Here is a 14,132-nt window from a genome sequence, read left to right as displayed (position 1 = left end):
CATGGCGCTGCTCGAAGGTTCGAAACGGCTGTTTCTGGTGGAAATCCTGCGCGGCTTGGCGCTGACTTTTTCCTATCTGTTCAAAAAGCGCGTGACGATCAACTATCCCTACGAAAAAGGCCCGATAGGCCCGCGTTTTCGCGGCGAGCATGCGCTGCGCCGCTATGCCAACGGCGAGGAACGCTGCATCGCCTGCAAATTATGCGAAGCGGTTTGCCCCGCGCTCGCCATCACCATCGAAGCCGAGCCGCGCGACGACGGCAGCCGCCGCACCACGCGCTACGACATCGACATGGTCAAATGCATCTATTGCGGCCTGTGCCAGGAAGCGTGCCCGGTCGATGCCATCGTCGAAGGCCCGAATTTCGAGTTCGCCGCCGAGACGCGCGGCGAGCTTCTCTATAACAAGCAAAAACTCTTGGATAACGGCGACAAATGGGAGGCGGAAATCGCCGCCAATCTCGCCGCCGACGCGCCGTACAGGTAAAACCGATGCTCCAGACCCTGCTGTTTTATGTTTTTTCCGGCGTGCTGCTGACCAGCGGGCTGATGGTTGTCGCGTCGCGCAATCCCGTCCACGCGGTGCTGTTCCTGATCCTGTGTTTCTTCAATGTCGCGGGGCTATTCCTGCTGATCGGCGCGGAATTCCTGGCGATGATTTTGGTCATTATTTATGTCGGCGCGGTTGCGGTTCTGTTCCTGTTCGTCGTCATGATGCTCGATATCAATTTCGTCGAGCTACGGCGCGGTTTCGTGCGGTATTTGCCCGCCGGTCTGGCGGTGGCGGGAATTTTCGGCGCCGAACTGGCCTTCTTCGGCCTTACGGCGAAGATCGCCCCGCACGCGGCCGAAGCCGTCGCGCCCGTTGCCGATAATACGCGCGCCATCGGCATGGTGCTGTATACCGATTATGTCTATCCGTTCGAGGTTTCCGGGCTGATCCTGCTGGTGGCCATGATCGGCGCGATCGTGCTGACCTTGCGCCATAAGACCGATCTGAAACGGCAAAATCCCCGGCAGCAGCTCGATGTGAAGCGCGGGGATGTCGTCCGGCTGACTAAGGTCGCGAATGGCGGGGGGGTAGAATGACCGAATTTCTTCAAGCGCCCCTGACCGCGAATATGTATCTGGTCGTCGCCGCGCTGCTGTTCACCATCGGCGTGTTCGGCATTTTCATCAACCGCAAGAACGTCATCATCCTTCTGATGTCGATCGAATTGATCCTGCTCGCGGTCAATATCAATTTCGTCGCGTTCTCGGCGTTTCTGCATAATATCGCGGGGCAGGTCTTCACGATGTTCATCCTGACCGTGGCCGCCGCCGAGGCCGCCATCGGCCTCGCCATTCTCGTGGTCTATTTCCGCAATCGCGGCACCATCGCCGTCGAAGACATCAACCAGATGAGGGGCTGACAAGCATGCCTGCCTGGATCGATTTAGCCGCCGTATTCCCGCCGCTTCTGGCCGCGGCGATTGTGGGCCTGTTCACGCGCAAGATCGGCGACCGCGCCGCGCAGGTCATTACCTGCGCCGCCGTGCTGTTCTCCGCCATATGCAGCGTCTTGATATTCAAGGACGTGGCGCTCGCGGGCCATGCCCGCACGATCCATCTGATGGATTGGATCAGTTCCGGAGACTTTAAGGCCGGATGGGATTTGCGGATCGACACGCTGACCGCCGTGATGCTGGTGGTGGTCAATGGCGTATCGTCGATGGTGCATATCTACTCCGTCGGCTATATGAGCCACGACAAGAGCGTCCCGCGCTTCATGGCCTATCTCAGCCTGTTCACTTTTTTCATGCTGATGCTGGTGACGGCGGATAATTTCCTGCAGATGTTCTTTGGCTGGGAAGGCGTCGGCCTCGCTTCCTATCTGTTGATTAATTTCTGGTATGAGAAAGACAGCGCCAACCGCGCCGCCATGAAGGCTTTTATCGTCAACCGTGTCGGCGATTTCGGCTTCGCGCTCGGCATCATGCTGTGCTTCGCGCTGTATAACAGCATTCAGTTCGACGCGGTTTTCACGGCCGCCGGGGAAGCGGTCCCGGGGATTTTCCATCTGTTCGGTCATGAGATAACTTCGCTGGAAGCCGTATGCCTGCTGCTGTTTATTGGCGCGATGGGCAAATCGGCGCAGCTCGGTCTTCACACATGGCTGCCGGACGCGATGGAAGGGCCGACGCCCGTTTCCGCGCTGATCCACGCCGCGACGATGGTCACGGCGGGCGTGTTCATGGTCGCGCGCCTCTCGCCCTTGTTCGAGCTTGCGCCGCTGGCGCGCGACGTGGTGTGCCTGACCGGCGCGCTGACGGCCATCGTCGCCGCGACGATCGGCATGACGCAATTCGATATCAAGCGCGTCATCGCCTATTCGACCATGAGCCAGCTTGGCTATATGTTCTTCGCGCTCGGCGTCTCGGCTTATTCCGCCGCCATATTCCATCTGATGACGCACGCCTTCTTCAAGGCGCTGCTGTTCCTCGGCGCGGGCTCGGTCATTCACGCCATGTCCGGCGAGCAGGACATGCGCAAGATGGGCGGCATCTGGAAGAAAATCCCGATGACCTACGCCCTGATGTGGATCGGATCGCTGGCGCTGGCTGGCATCGGCTTCGAGCATGTATTCGGCTTCGCGGGCTTCTATTCCAAAGACGCGATCCTGGAATCGGCCTGGGCGGCGGGAAGATTCACCGGTTCTAAATTCGGCCACCTGGCCTATTGGCTTGGCATCGTCACCGCCTTCCTGACGGCGTTCTATTCCTGGCGTTTGCTGCTGCTGACATTCCACGGCCGGCCGCGCGCGGATCATCACACGATGGAGCATGTACATGAATCGCCGCTGGTGATGCTGCTGCCGCTGCTGCCGCTCGCCATCGGATCGGTCGTCGCGGGTTATTTCGGCTACCATTGGTTTGTCGGCGAAGGACAGGGGGAATTCTGGGGCAAAGCCCTGCTTGTGCTGCCGGAGCATAATGCCGAAGAGATCATGCATGAATCCGGCAAGCATGTGCCGCATATCGTGACCCTGCTGCCTCTTCTCGCCGCGCTGTCGGGGATCGGGCTGGCCTATGTCGCTTATCTCGCAGCGCCGGGACTGCCCGCCAAATTCGCTCGCGCGATGGGCGGCCTCTATCGCCTCGTCTTCAACAAATACTATATCGACGAGCTATATGATTTCCTGTTCGTCCGCACGGCGAGGCGCTATGGCGAGGCGCTGTGGCGCTGGGGCGACGATAAGGTGATCGACGGTTTCGGGCCTAACGGCATCGCCGCGCTCGCGCAACGCCTTGCCGCCCGCGCCAGCGCGATGCAAACCGGCTATGTCTATCACTACGCCTTCGCCATGGTCATCGGCGTCGCGGCCTTCATGTCCTGGTTCTGGGGAAGGGGATAAGGGATGCCTGAAAAGATTCAGAATGTGGCATGTTGGTGCAGTGAGGTGCCCCTCTCCCCGGAGGGGAGATGGGTGTCAAGCCGCACTGCCTGTCCCAATTCTGCATTATCCAGTCCTGTACCACCCGGCATCCCATCATGACCGCTTTTCCCATCCTCTCCGTCATGACCTTCCTGCCGCTGCTTGGCGCGCTGGGGATATTCCTGTTCGTGCGCGGGCCGGAAGAGAGCAGCGCCCGCCCGGCGCGGATGATTGCGTTCGTTATCTCATTGATCGCATTCGCGCTGTCGGTCGTGATGCTGGCCGGATTTAACCCGCAAGATACCGGATTCCAGTTCGTCGAGCGCGCCGCCTGGATGCCGCAATTCGGGATTTCCTATTTCCTGGGCGTGGACGGCATATCCGCCTGGTTCGTGCTGATGTCCACCTTCATCGCGCCGATATGCATCCTGTCGGCCTTCGGCGGCATCACCAAGCGCACCAAGGAATTCATGATCGCGATGCTGATCCTGGAGACCATGCTGCTCGGCATGTTCACGGCGCTCGACCTGATCCTGTTCTTCGTGTTCTTCGAGGCCGTCCTGATCCCGATGTTCCTGATCGTCGGCATATGGGGCGGGTCGGGCCGGGTTTACGCCGCCTATAAATTCTTCCTCTATACTTTCACCGGCTCGGTGCTGATGCTGATCGCCTTCATCACCATGGCGATTCATGCCGGAACAACCGACATGACGGTGATGATCCATAACGGCTTTCCGATGCCGATGGCGGGCTGGCTGTGGCTGGCCTGCTTCCTCGGCTTCGCGGTCAAGACGCCCATGTGGCCGTTCCATACCTGGCTGCCTTACGCCCACGTCGAGGCGCCCACGGCGGGATCGGTGGTTCTGGCCAGCGTGCTGCTGAAAATGGGCGGCTACGGGCTGATCCGCATCTGCCTGCAGATGTTTCCGCAGGCGAGCCATTATTATCTGCCGCTCGTACTGCTGATGAGCGTCATCGCGATCATCTATGCGTCGCTGGTGGCATTGGCGCAGAGCGATCTCAAGAAACTGATCGCCTATTCTTCGGTCGCGCATATGGGCTATGTGACGCTGGGCATTTTCCTCGGCAATACGCAAGGGCTGGAAGGCGCGATGTATGTCATGCTCTCGCACACTTTGGTGTCCGGAGCGCTGTTCCTATGCGTCGGCGTGGTTTATGACCGGCTGCATACCCGCGAGATTGCGCGCTATGGCGGGCTGGCGAACAATATGCCGCGTTACGCGCTGTTCTTCCTGTTCTTCGCTTTCGCCTCCATAGGTCTGCCCGGCACCAGCGGCTTTATCGGCGAGTTTCTCAGCGTGCAGGGCGCATTCCTGCATGACGGCCGCGTGGCGGCGTTCGCCGCGCTCGGCACCATTCTCGGCGCGGCCTATATGCTCTGGCTTTGCCGCCGGATTTTCTACGGGCCGTCGGTTCACGCCGATGCCGCCGCGATGACCGACCTGACGCCGCGCGAATATATGATCCTGCTGCCGCTGGCCGCGCTGATCCTGTGGATGGGCGTCAATCCCGCGCCGTTCAAGGACGTGATGGCGCCGGCGATTACGAAACTTATTGCCGAGTACCAGGAAAAAACCGCTGAGGCCGCGCCATGAATATTTCGATGGATCTCGTGACGGTCATGCCGGAATTATGGCTCGCCGGGCTTGCGATGCTGCTGCTCCTCATTGGGGTCTTCGGCGGCGACCGGCTGACGCAGCCGCTGACTCTGGCCGCGATCGCGGGGCTTGCTTTCGCCGCGCTCGGCATCGCGCTGTTTTCGATTTCGCCCGCGGTATCCGCGCAGCCGCCGATACCGGCTTTCGGCGGCATGTTCGTCAATGACGCATTCTCGCGTTTTGCCAAGCTTCTGTCGCTGGGCGCGTCGGCGCTCGCATTGGCCATGGCGCTGCCTTACCTCAAAGCGCGGAAGATCGCGCATTTCGAGTATCCGGTCCTGGCGCTGTTCGCCACGCTCGGCATGATGCTGATGGTTTCGGCGAACGATCTGCTGGCGCTTTATGTCGGCCTGGAATTGCAGAGCCTCAGCCTTTACGTGCTGGCGGCGTTCCAGCGCGACGAACAGAAATCCAGCGAAGCCGGGTTGAAATATTTCGTCCTCGGCGCGCTTTCGTCCGGCCTGCTGCTGTTCGGCGCGTCATGGCTCTATGGCCTGTCCGGCACCACGAATTTCATCCAGCTGAAGGATTTCTTTTCTGCCGAAGCGGCTTCGCCCGGCGCGCTGGTCGCCCTGATTTTCGTCATGGCGGGACTTGCTTTCAAGATTGCCGCCGTGCCGTTTCATATGTGGGCGCCGGACGTTTACGAGGGCGCGCCCACGCCCGTGACCGGATTCTTTGCCTCGGCGCCCAAAGTGGCGGCGATGGCGCTGCTAATCCGCGTTCTGTTCGTGCCGATGCAGGGCATGATCCATGAATGGCAGCAAATCCTCATTTTCGCCGCGCTCGCGTCGATGATGATCGGCGGTTTCGCGGCCATCGTGCAAACCAATATCAAGCGCCTTATGGCCTATAGCGCCATCGGCCATGCCGGTTATGTGCTGGCGGGCCTCGCGGCGGGCAGCGAGGAAGGCATTCAGGCCGCGCTGGTTTATCTTTCGATCTATGTCCTGAACACGCTTGGCGCGTTCGCGGTGATCCTGGCGATGCGGCGCGGCGGCGCGATGGTCGAAACCCTCGCCGATCTCGCGGGCCTGTCGCGCTCCAGGCCATTGCTGGCCTTAGCGATGACGGTTTTCATGTTCTCGCTGGCGGGCGTGCCGCCGCTGGCGGGATTCTTCGGTAAATTCTATGTCTTCATGGCGGCGGTTCATGCCGGGCTTTATGCCGTCGCTATCATCGGCGTGCTGACCAGCGCGGTCGCGGCCTATTATTATCTCAAAATCGTCAAGCTGATGTATTTCGACGATAGCCGCCAGCAGGATATCGATCCGGTGCCGGAACTCGGCTTGCGCGCCGTCGTGACGGTCGCGGCGCTGGCAATGGTGCTGTTCACGCTGATGCCTTCGCCGATTATCGACGGCGCGCATAGCGCGGCGGCGGGTCTGTTCGGTCGTTGATGCCTATTTTCTATGGAGCTCGAAACGTCCGGCGCTCGTGATGGAATATTTTCTGCGCGGGAGGCTAAGCCCCGGTTCGAGAGGCATCTCTCTCGACGAAACGAGGCGATCTTCCTCCATTCGATTGAGATCGACATAAATAACCCCTAGCTGTAAACGCAGACCGGGGGATTGCTCGGATGCTTTGATAATATCGCGACCGAACATTTCTTGCTGGGCCGCGTCCAGAATGGACAATATGCGCAATCTGGTGGGGCTTTCTTTTTCTTGCATAAATGACCTTTATAATCGCTAGTAATACATGCCGAATGTACTCCCTAAGAAAAGAAAGTAAAAGCGCCTTTCAATGCTCTCCTTCCGCATCACCCATAAACCAACCACCGGCAGCACCAACGACGACGTTTTGGCATCTGCGGAATCTGGCGAAGCCGAAGGTCTGGTCATCACCGCCGCGACGCAAACCGGCGGACGGGGCAGGCGGGGGCGAAGCTGGTTTTCGCCGCCGGGCAATCTATACGCTTCGCTGCTTTTGCGCCCGGACGGTACGATAGATGCCGGGCTGTATAACTTCGTCGCGTCGCTTGCGATAGCGGCAGCGCTGCGGCGCTATCTCGATCCCGCCCGCGTACGGCTGAAATGGCCGAACGATGTCCTGGTGGATGGCGCGAAAATATCGGGTATCATCCTGGAAAGCGCGGGAACAGCGCTTGTCGTCGGTTTTGGCGTCAATATCGCCGCGCATCCCGATCCCGCCGAGACGCGCTATCCGGCGACGTCGCTCGCGGCGCTCGGGTTCGATCCGGCGCGCATGACGCCTGCCGTGGTCCTGGATACGATCCTTGAGGAATTCAGCCGCTATCATGGCATGCTCCATGCCGAAGGTTTCAGCATTTTGCATGATGCCTGGATGGCCCAGGCAACCGGCATAGGCGAGAATATGGTCGTCAAAATGCCGGATCGCGACATTGCGGGCCGGTTCATGACGATCGACGAACAGGGCCGTTTGCTCTTGGAACAGCCAGGGGGTATGGTGCTGACTATTGCCGCGGGAGATGTATTCTTCATGCGCTCCGGAGAGAACTGATCGGCTGTCGATGCGGGCTTATGCCGCGCGGGCTGAAGATTATTTATGAACGAAATCGGAACAACATCACACAGGATATGAAAACCCAATGAACAAGCCCAGAAAAGATATGTACCGCCCGCCCGATGACGCGGTGTGGTTCCTGCCGCTCGGCGGCTCCGGCGAGATCGGGATGAATCTCAATCTCTATGGCACCAAGGGCAAATGGCTCATGGTCGATTGCGGCGTCACTTTCGGCGACGAATCCACGCCCGGCATCGAAGTCATCATGCCGGATATCGGCTTCATCGCCGAGCGCAAGCACGATCTGGTCGCTATCGTCATCACGCACGGTCACGAAGACCATATCGGCGCCCTGGAACATCTATGGGGGCAGCTGCAATGCCCCATCTACGCGACGCCCTTCACCGCCAATCTCATCCGCACGAAAATAGCGGAGCGGAATATTCCCGGAAAAATCCGCATCATCGAAATACCGCTGGGCGGAAAATTCTCGCTCGGGCCGTTCTCGGTCGAATTCATCAGCGTGACGCACTCGGTGCCGGAATCCAACATGCTGGCGATTGCGACGCCGAACGGTACGGTGCTGCATACCGGCGACTGGAAATTCGATCCGGAGCCTCTTGTCGGAAAAGTCACCGACGAGGAAAGGCTGCGCGAGCTTGGCCGCGAAGGCGTCATGGCGATGATCGGCGATTCCACCAACGCGCTGGTGGCGGGCCATACGGCCTCGGAAGCCGATGTCCAGAAAGGCTTCAAGGAACTGTTCGGAGGTTTGCCCCAGCGCATCGTCGTCACCTGCTTCGCCAGCAACATCGCCCGCGTCAAGAGTGCGGTCGCGGCGGCGCGGCATCATCACCGCGAGGTCGGTTTGGTGGGGCGCTCCTTATGGCGCAATACCGAGATCGCCGAGGAATGCGGCTATCTGCCGGAATTTCCGATGTTGCTCAGCGAACATGACGCCGGATTCATGCCGCGGCACAAGGTCGTCTATGTCTGCACCGGCAGCCAGGGCGAAGTGCGCTCGGCGCTGGCGCGGCTCGCGGTTGGCGATCATGCCGAATTGGTGCTGGAGAAAGGCGATACGGTCGTGTTTTCCTCGCGCGACATTCCCGGCAACGAAAAGGCCATCGGTCGCGTGCAGAACGCGCTGATCGAGCTTGGCGTGCAGGTCATCACCGCCGATCAATGCGAGTCCATTATTCACGCTTCCGGCCATGCCTGCCGTGATGAGCTGGCGCAGCTGTATCAATGGGTGCGTCCAAATCTGGCCGTGCCGGTGCATGGCGAAATCCGGCACCAGACCGAACATGCCGCGCTCGCCAAATCGTGCCAGGTGCCGAACACGATCATTCCTTCCAATGGGCAGATCATCCGGCTCGGCCCCGGCATCGCCGAAGTCGTGGGCGAAGTGCCCTACGGCCAGTGGGGCCTGGACGGCAGGGCGCTGCGGCCTTTAGGGCATCGCACCGTCAAGGATCGCAAGAAGATCGGCATTTCCGGCGCGGCGGTCGCGACCGTCGTGCTCGACAAGGGCGGGCGGCTCCTGAAAGAGCCTCAGTTGAGCCTGCTCGGAATCGTCGACGATCATGAGATGAAGTCGATCTGCGGAGAGGCGGCGGCGGCCATCGCCGACGCTATCGAAAACATGCAGAAATCCGCGCGCGCCGACGATCAAGCCGTCATTAAAACATCCGGCCAGGCGCTGCGCCGGTTCCTGAACGAACGGCAAGGCAAGAAGCCAACGACAGAGGTGCATGTGGTCAGGATTTAGGATGGAGCTATCCTATCGTGAGATATTGGGCGGCTTGTCCGCCGCGATTATCGTCGCAGCCAACATTCCTTATTTCGTGGGAATATTCCAGCGGCGGTTCGAACCTCATGTCTTTTCATGGCTCGTCTGGGGGATCAATGCCGGAGTCGTCTGTGCCGGGCAGTATGTCTCCGGGGGCGGGCCGGGATCGTGGACCTCGGGATTTTACGCTGTTATAGGAATCCTGATCGCCTTGCTCGGCCTGAAATACGGAGAAAAACATATCACGCGCGGCGACTGGATCACCTTGGCTGTCGCCTTCGCCGCGATGCCTTTGTGGTGGATCACGAAAGACCCGCTCTGGTCGGTGATCTTGGTAACGCTCATCGATGTCGTGATCTTTTACCCGACGCTGCGGAAATCTTGGAACCGGCCGTTCCATGAGAGCTTGTTGATGTGCGCCCCGGCGGCGGTCAGCAACTTGCTGTCCCTGGGGGCGCTGGAGGTTTTGAATCTCACGACGGTATTCTCTCCCATGATAATGGCCGTGGCCAACGGCGCCTGCGCCTGGGCCATTTTGCATCGCCGCCGCATCGTCGCGAGAGCCTGAAATGGATTTGGGCCATAAAGAAATATTGGGAGGCTTATCCATTGCTTTGGCTATCGGCCCCGCGATCTTTTATTATACCCGCATATTCAGGCGTCTGGTCGAGCCTCATGCCATTTCCTGGTTCATATGGGCCTTGACGATGGGCATCACCTGGGCGGCGCAATATGTTTCCGGCGGCGGCGCGGGTTCATGGTCTTCGGGATTTTACGCCCTTAGCAATTTATGCGTCGCTATACTGGGCGTGAAATATGGAAAGAGAAATATCACCCGTGGCGACTGGCTTACGCTTGCGGTCGCATGCATGGCCTTGCCGCTCTGGTGGGCGACCAAAGACCCGTTTTGGTCGATCGTTCTCATTACCTCTATCGATATCCTGGGATTTTATCCGACGCTTCGGAAAAGCTGGTTCCGGCCTTTTCATGAAAGCCTGATGATCTTCATACCGCCCGTGTTCGTCTATATCCTGGCGGTCTTCGCGCTGGAGGCCGTCAATCCGACCACGGCGCTCATGCCCGTGGCGATGATCCTGGCTCATACCGCCGGAGCGGGGATTATCATCTATCGCCGCCGCGTCGTTCCGAGAGAGGCCGCATGAACATCGTCTCGGGCGTCACATTATTCGTCATCATCTGGTGGCCGGTGTTCTTCTGCCTGCTGTCCGTCGGTCTGAAACAGCCCGAAAAGGGCGAGGGTGTCGAAGGCCAGATGCCCGGCGCGCCGGAAAATCCCGACCTCAAGCGCAAGGCGTTGTGGACGACGGCCATCAGCGCGGTTCTGTGGCTTCTGGTCTATGCCGTGGTCAAGGCGGACGTATTTTCGTTCAGGGATTGAGAAAGCTCAATCGTAAATATCTTTGCGATGCCTGATGCCGTTGATGATAACCGTATTGGTCTCGACCTCAATGCGATAGACGACGCGATAATCCCCAACGCGCATCCGCCTGTTTCCCTGCATGTTGAATCGAAGCGGTTTGCCAAAGGCGATGGGATCATGCACCAGCCGCTCCTCAATCGCTTTCTGAATACGAAGCCTCATGGTTTTGGGAAGCGCCGGAATATCCGTTTCAGTAACCTGATCACGGTATTTGATCGTAAACACTTTTACCGCCAAGCGTCTTCATGAGACACCAGCTTTTTAGATGTAGCCTCGCGCGCTTTGGCAAGCGCAGAAAGAGCTATGTCTTCGCGCAGTTCCAGGGCTTCGAGAACCAGTTCTTTGGTAAGACCAGCGATGGTTTTTCCCTCGACGGCGGCGATCTTTGCCAAAATAGAGCGCCATTGCGGCTCTAATGTTAGATTAATGCGGGGATTGGTTGTGGGCATGTTTGTTCCTCCTAGGCTGAGTGTAACACTTTTGCGTCACCAAATCACGCTATAAATTGCTGCCTTTGCGTTTCTGTTTTTTATAGATAAACTAACCGTAATCGCAATGGGTTAATGGGCCATGAAAACACTCGCCGATATACGATCCACCTTCCTGCGCTATTTCGAGCGGCAGGGGCATACGCTGGTCGAATCCAGCCCGCTGGTGCCGCGCAACGACCCGACCTTGATGTTCGTCAATTCGGGCATGGTGCAGTTCAAGAATGTCTTCACCGGCAACGAAAAGCGCCCCTATACCCGCGCGACATCGACTCAGAAATCCGTCCGCGCCGGCGGCAAGCATAACGATCTGGAGAATGTCGGCTATACCGCGAGGCATCACACATTTTTCGAGATGCTCGGCAATTTCTCGTTCGGCGATTATTTCAAGGAAGAGGCCATCGCATTCGCCTGGGAACTGGTGACGAAGGAATTCGGCCTGAAGCCCGACAATCTGCTGGTCACCGTCTATCACGAAGACGAGGAGGCCGCTAAAATCTGGAAGAAGGTTGCGGGCTTCGGCGACGACAAGATCATCCGCATCAAGACCGACGCGAATTTCTGGCGCATGGGCGATCTCGGCCCGTGCGGGCCTTGCTCGGAAATCTTTATCGACCAGGGGCCACAGCTGCAAGGCGGCCCTCCCGGCAGCCTGGACGAAGACGGCGACCGCTTCCTGGAATTCTGGAACCTGGTCTTCATGCAGTTCGAGGAACTGCCCGGCGGCAAGCGTATTAACTTGCCCAAGCCGTCTGTCGATACCGGCATGGGGCTGGAGCGCATGACCGCGATCATGCAGGGCGTGCATTCCAATTACGATATCGATCTGTTCCGCGATCTCATCGGCCTGACTTCATCCATGGTGAAGACCGATCCCGCCGGAGAGCATAAGGCGTCTTTCCGCGTCATCGCCGACCATGTGCGCGCCAGCTCCTTCCTGATCGCCGACGGCGTGATGCCGAGCAATGAGGGGCGCGGCTATGTCCTGCGCCGGATCATGCGGCGTGGCATGCGTCACGCGCATATTCTTGGGGCCAAGGAGCCGCTGCTTTATCGGCTGGTGCCGGAACTGGTGAAGCTGATGGGCGCGGCTTATCCCGAACTGGGGCGGGCGCAGGAACTCATCACCGCGACGCTGAAACTGGAAGAAAACCGATTTAAGCAGCTTTTGGATCGCGGACTTAAACTGTTAGATGAAGAGATTGGCAAAATAAATAATAAAAACAATGAATTGTCCGGAGAAGTTGCGTTTAAGCTTTATGATACCTACGGCTTCCCGCTCGACCTGACGCAGGATGTCCTGCGCGCGCGGGATATCAAGGTGGATACATCTGGCTTTGAGTCCGCGATGGCCAAGCAAAAAGCGGCCGCGCGCGAGGCATGGGCCGGGTCGGGCGAAACCGGAACGGCCAAACTATGGTTCGATCTCAAAGAGGAAACCGGCGCGACAGAGTTTCTCGGCTATAGCGCCGAGGCGGCTCAGGGCGTGATTCAGGCCATTATCAAAGACGGCGAGCGGGTCAAAGAGGCCAAAACGGGCGATAAAGTGCAAATCATCGTCAATCAGACGCCTTTTTACGGTGAATCCGGCGGCCAGGTGGGCGATACCGGCCAATTCACCACGGCACAAGGCGCTGTAGCCGCGATTACCGACACGCAAAAGGAGCTTGGCGCGCTTTGGGTTCACTATGCGGAAATATCCGACGGCATATTCAAGGCTGGCGACAGCGTGACCATGCTGGTGGACAGCCAGCGCCGCGATGCCATTCGCGCCAACCATTCCGCGACGCATTTGCTGCATGAGGCGTTGCGCCGTCATGTGGGAACGCATGTGACGCAAAAAGGCTCGATGGTCGCGCCGGAGCGGCTTCGTTTCGATATCAGCCAGCCGACGCCCATCGCCGCCAACGATTTGGCCATAGTGGAGGCCGAGGTTAATCAGCGCATCCGCAGGAACAGCGAAGTAACGACCCAGCTCATGACCCCGGACGAAGCCGTGGCCGAAGGCGCGATGGCGCTATTCGGCGAGAAATACGGCGACGAGGTGCGCGTCGTGTCCATGGGCGGCCAGGATGAGGAAGGGCGAAAGGCTTTTTCCATCGAACTTTGCGGCGGCACGCATGTGCGGCGCACCGGCGATATCGGCCTGCTGAAGATCGTCGGCGAAAGCGCGGTCGCGGCGGGCGTCCGTCGCATCGAGGCGCTGACCGGGCAGGGGGCGCTCGCCTACATGGCCGAGCAGGAACAACGGCTGCAGCAGACGGCGGCGGCGCTCAAAGCATCGCCCGCCGAGGTGCTGGATCGCGTCGTCTCTCTGGTCGAGGAACGCAAGAAGCTGGAGCGCGAAGTCGCCGAACTGCGGCGGCAAGTTGCGCTCGGCGGAGGCGGCGGCGCGGCGGCGCAGGATGCGCCTAAGGAAATCGGCGGCATCAAATTCGTTTCCCGCGTTCTCGCCGATCTTCCGGCCAAGGACTTGAAGCCGATGGCCGATCAGTTGAAGCAGCAACTGTCGTCCGGCGTCGTGACGCTGATTTCCGGCTATGAGGGCAAGGTTTCCCTGGTTGTCGCGGTGACGCCCGACCTGACGGACAAAATCAGCGCGGTCGATCTGGTGCGCGCCGGAGCCGAGGCCGTCGGTGGAAAAGGCGGCGGCGGCCGCCCCGATATGGCGCAGGCGGGCGGCACGGATATCGCCGCCATGCCGCAAGCGGTCGCGGCTATCGAAGCGGCTTTGGCGGCGCGCGGCTAAAAAAGCCTTTGCTCCGCGGCGTTATGGTGAATGCGCCGTTAATGCGAATAGCGAAATACACATTCCCTTCATGCCCCTATG

The 14,132-nt window shown here is 59.2% G+C and carries 15 protein-coding genes; 12 read left to right on the top strand and 3 right to left on the bottom strand.

The features are described from left to right. Position 1 precedes the first annotated feature (1 nt). The 6 genes from nuoI to nuoN all read left to right on the top strand — a co-directional run bounded on the left by nuoI (position 2) and on the right by nuoN (position 6,494). Positions 2 to 487 carry an NADH-quinone oxidoreductase subunit NuoI gene (gene nuoI, locus WDO70_10900; protein ID MEJ0063676.1) on the top strand — a complete coding sequence of 162 codons (486 nt, stop codon included), beginning with the start codon at positions 2 to 4 and terminating at the stop codon, positions 485 to 487. 5 nt (positions 488 to 492) lie between these two features. Then, entirely contained in the window at positions 493 to 1,089 is a 597-nt protein-coding gene (locus WDO70_10895) for an NADH-quinone oxidoreductase subunit J (protein MEJ0063675.1), read from the top strand. Between the two features lie 32 nt (positions 1,090 to 1,121). Further along, the gene (nuoK, locus tag WDO70_10890) at positions 1,122 to 1,412 is read left to right on the top strand and encodes an NADH-quinone oxidoreductase subunit NuoK (protein MEJ0063674.1); all 291 of its coding nucleotides are present in this window, start codon (positions 1,122 to 1,124) and stop codon (positions 1,410 to 1,412) included. A 5-nt stretch (positions 1,413 to 1,417) separates the two neighbouring features. Continuing rightward, entirely contained in the window at positions 1,418 to 3,394 is a 1,977-nt protein-coding gene (gene nuoL / locus WDO70_10885) for an NADH-quinone oxidoreductase subunit L (protein MEJ0063673.1), read from the top strand. A 137-nt stretch (positions 3,395 to 3,531) separates the two neighbouring features. Beyond that, positions 3,532 to 5,031 carry an NADH-quinone oxidoreductase subunit M gene (locus WDO70_10880; protein ID MEJ0063672.1) on the top strand — a complete coding sequence of 500 codons (1,500 nt, stop codon included), beginning with the start codon at positions 3,532 to 3,534 and terminating at the stop codon, positions 5,029 to 5,031. After that, complete coding sequence (nuoN, locus tag WDO70_10875) at positions 5,028 to 6,494, top strand: NADH-quinone oxidoreductase subunit NuoN (protein ID MEJ0063671.1); 1,467 nt, start codon at positions 5,028 to 5,030, stop codon at positions 6,492 to 6,494. Before WDO70_10880 ends, nuoN begins: the two co-directional genes overlap by 4 nt. 3 nt (positions 6,495 to 6,497) lie before the next feature. Here the strand turns inward: nuoN and WDO70_10870 are convergent, their stop codons facing one another. Then, positions 6,498 to 6,767, bottom strand: a complete 270-nt coding sequence (locus WDO70_10870; GenBank protein MEJ0063670.1) for a helix-turn-helix transcriptional regulator — start codon at positions 6,765 to 6,767, stop codon at positions 6,498 to 6,500. Positions 6,768 to 6,840: 73 nt separating this feature from the next. Between WDO70_10870 and WDO70_10865 the strand changes: the two genes are divergently transcribed. From WDO70_10865 to WDO70_10845, 5 genes are all read left to right on the top strand, one after another. Continuing rightward, a complete protein-coding gene (locus WDO70_10865) occupies positions 6,841 to 7,578 on the top strand; it encodes a biotin--[acetyl-CoA-carboxylase] ligase (GenBank protein MEJ0063669.1) in 738 nt (245 codons plus the stop codon). 88 nt (positions 7,579 to 7,666) lie between these two features. After that, complete coding sequence (locus tag WDO70_10860; GenBank protein ID MEJ0063668.1) at positions 7,667 to 9,352, top strand: ribonuclease J; 1,686 nt, start codon at positions 7,667 to 7,669, stop codon at positions 9,350 to 9,352. 1 nt (position 9,353) lies between these two features. Continuing rightward, complete coding sequence (locus tag WDO70_10855; GenBank protein MEJ0063667.1) at positions 9,354 to 9,941, top strand: hypothetical protein; 588 nt, start codon at positions 9,354 to 9,356, stop codon at positions 9,939 to 9,941. A gap of 46 nt (positions 9,942 to 9,987) precedes the next feature. Next, positions 9,988 to 10,536, top strand: coding sequence for a hypothetical protein (locus WDO70_10850; GenBank protein ID MEJ0063666.1), 549 nt, complete (start codon positions 9,988 to 9,990; stop codon positions 10,534 to 10,536). After that, entirely contained in the window at positions 10,533 to 10,772 is a 240-nt protein-coding gene (locus WDO70_10845; protein MEJ0063665.1) for a DUF1467 family protein, read from the top strand. Before WDO70_10850 ends, WDO70_10845 begins: the two co-directional genes overlap by 4 nt. 6 nt (positions 10,773 to 10,778) lie before the next feature. Here WDO70_10845 and WDO70_10840 read toward each other — a convergent pair whose 3' ends face one another. Continuing rightward, positions 10,779 to 11,039, bottom strand: coding sequence for a type II toxin-antitoxin system RelE/ParE family toxin (locus WDO70_10840; protein ID MEJ0063664.1), 261 nt, complete (start codon positions 11,037 to 11,039; stop codon positions 10,779 to 10,781). A gap of 2 nt (positions 11,040 to 11,041) precedes the next feature. Beyond that, the gene (locus WDO70_10835; GenBank protein MEJ0063663.1) at positions 11,042 to 11,263 is read right to left on the bottom strand and encodes a hypothetical protein; all 222 of its coding nucleotides are present in this window, start codon (positions 11,261 to 11,263) and stop codon (positions 11,042 to 11,044) included. 121 nt (positions 11,264 to 11,384) lie between these two features. Here WDO70_10835 and alaS point away from each other — a divergent pair, with 121 nt between their 5' ends. Beyond that, a complete protein-coding gene (alaS, locus tag WDO70_10830; GenBank protein MEJ0063662.1) occupies positions 11,385 to 14,051 on the top strand; it encodes an alanine--tRNA ligase in 2,667 nt (888 codons plus the stop codon). Positions 14,052 to 14,132 lie beyond the last annotated feature (81 nt).

The organism is Alphaproteobacteria bacterium (assembly GCA_037200005.1).
GTDB lineage: Bacteria > Pseudomonadota > Alphaproteobacteria > UBA9219 > RFNS01 > JBBCGY01.
Note: the sequence above shows the minus strand (reverse complement) of the source record. Positions and strands in the feature narration are given on the sequence as shown.

Bases quoted from the DNA above. Each gene is read 5' to 3' on its own strand.
- WDO70_10880 (MEJ0063672.1), top strand. From the start codon at position 3,532: ATGACCGCTTTTCCCATCCTCTCCGTCATGACCTTCCTGCCGCTGCTT.
- WDO70_10835 (MEJ0063663.1), bottom strand. From the start codon at position 11,263: ATGCCCACAACCAATCCCCGCATTAATCTAACATTAGAGCCGCAATGG.
- WDO70_10895 (MEJ0063675.1), top strand. From the start codon at position 493: ATGCTCCAGACCCTGCTGTTTTATGTTTTTTCCGGCGTGCTGCTGACC.
- nuoL (MEJ0063673.1), top strand. From the start codon at position 1,418: ATGCCTGCCTGGATCGATTTAGCCGCCGTATTCCCGCCGCTTCTGGCC.
- WDO70_10870 (MEJ0063670.1), bottom strand. From the start codon at position 6,767: ATGCAAGAAAAAGAAAGCCCCACCAGATTGCGCATATTGTCCATTCTG.
- alaS (MEJ0063662.1), top strand. From the start codon at position 11,385: ATGAAAACACTCGCCGATATACGATCCACCTTCCTGCGCTATTTCGAG.
- WDO70_10855 (MEJ0063667.1), top strand. From the start codon at position 9,354: ATGGAGCTATCCTATCGTGAGATATTGGGCGGCTTGTCCGCCGCGATT.
- WDO70_10845 (MEJ0063665.1), top strand. From the start codon at position 10,533: ATGAACATCGTCTCGGGCGTCACATTATTCGTCATCATCTGGTGGCCG.
- WDO70_10865 (MEJ0063669.1), top strand. From the start codon at position 6,841: ATGCTCTCCTTCCGCATCACCCATAAACCAACCACCGGCAGCACCAAC.
- nuoK (MEJ0063674.1), top strand. From the start codon at position 1,122: ATGTATCTGGTCGTCGCCGCGCTGCTGTTCACCATCGGCGTGTTCGGC.
- nuoN (MEJ0063671.1), top strand. From the start codon at position 5,028: ATGAATATTTCGATGGATCTCGTGACGGTCATGCCGGAATTATGGCTC.
- nuoI (MEJ0063676.1), top strand. From the start codon at position 2: ATGGCGCTGCTCGAAGGTTCGAAACGGCTGTTTCTGGTGGAAATCCTG.
- WDO70_10860 (MEJ0063668.1), top strand. From the start codon at position 7,667: ATGAACAAGCCCAGAAAAGATATGTACCGCCCGCCCGATGACGCGGTG.